The following is a 1,030-nucleotide window of genomic DNA, read 5'->3' as shown; positions in this document are numbered from 1 at the left end:
CGGTAAACAAAGTTCTTTGAAAACTAAACAAGACAAAACGTACCTGTTAATTCATTTTTATAAATCGCACAGCGATGTGCGTAGTCAGTCAAACTACTTTATCGGAGAGTTTGATCCTGGCTCAGGACGAACGCTGGCGGCGTGCCTAATACATGCAAGTCGAGCGGACAGATGGGAGCTTGCTCCCTGATGTTAGCGGCGGACGGGTGAGTAACACGTGGGTAACCTGCCTGTAAGACTGGGATAACTCCGGGAAACCGGGGCTAATACCGGATGGTTGTTTGAACCGCATGGTTCAAACATAAAAGGTGGCTTCGGCTACCACTTACAGATGGACCCGCGGCGCATTAGCTAGTTGGTGAGGTAACGGCTCACCAAGGCAACGATGCGTAGCCGACCTGAGAGGGTGATCGGCCACACTGGGACTGAGACACGGCCCAGACTCCTACGGGAGGCAGCAGTAGGGAATCTTCCGCAATGGACGAAAGTCTGACGGAGCAACGCCGCGTGAGTGATGAAGGTTTTCGGATCGTAAAGCTCTGTTGTTAGGGAAGAACAAGTACCGTTCGAATAGGGCGGTACCTTGACGGTACCTAACCAGAAAGCCACGGCTAACTACGTGCCAGCAGCCGCGGTAATACGTAGGTGGCAAGCGTTGTCCGGAATTATTGGGCGTAAAGCGCGCGCAGGTGGTTTCTTAAGTCTGATGTGAAAGCCCACGGCTCAACCGTGGAGGGTCATTGGAAACTGGGAAACTTGAGTGCAGAAGAGGAAAGTGGAATTCCACGTGTAGCGGTGAAATGCGTAGAGATGTGGAGGAACACCAGTGGCGAAGGCGACTCTCTGGTCTGTAACTGACGCTGAGGAGCGAAAGCGTGGGGAGCGAACAGGATTAGATACCCTGGTAGTCCACGCCGTAAACGATGAGTGCTAAGTGTTAGGGGGTTTCCGCCCCTTAGTGCTGCAGCTAACGCATTAAGCACTCCGCCTGGGGAGTACGGTCGCAAGACTGAAACTCAAAGGAATTGAC

1 rRNA gene is annotated in these 1,030 nt (G+C 52.7%); it reads left to right on the top strand.

Going from position 1 to position 1,030, the window contains the following annotated elements:
* Positions 1-98 precede the first annotated feature (98 nt).
* Positions 99-1,030, top strand: a 16S ribosomal RNA gene (locus tag ACFQ6N_RS41170); the annotation flags it as partial.

The sequence above is a fragment of the Kitasatospora sp. NPDC056446 genome, assembly GCF_042796115.1.
Lineage (GTDB): Bacteria > Actinomycetota > Actinomycetes > Streptomycetales > Streptomycetaceae > Kitasatospora.
This window is presented reverse-complemented; position numbering and strand designations above follow the sequence as displayed.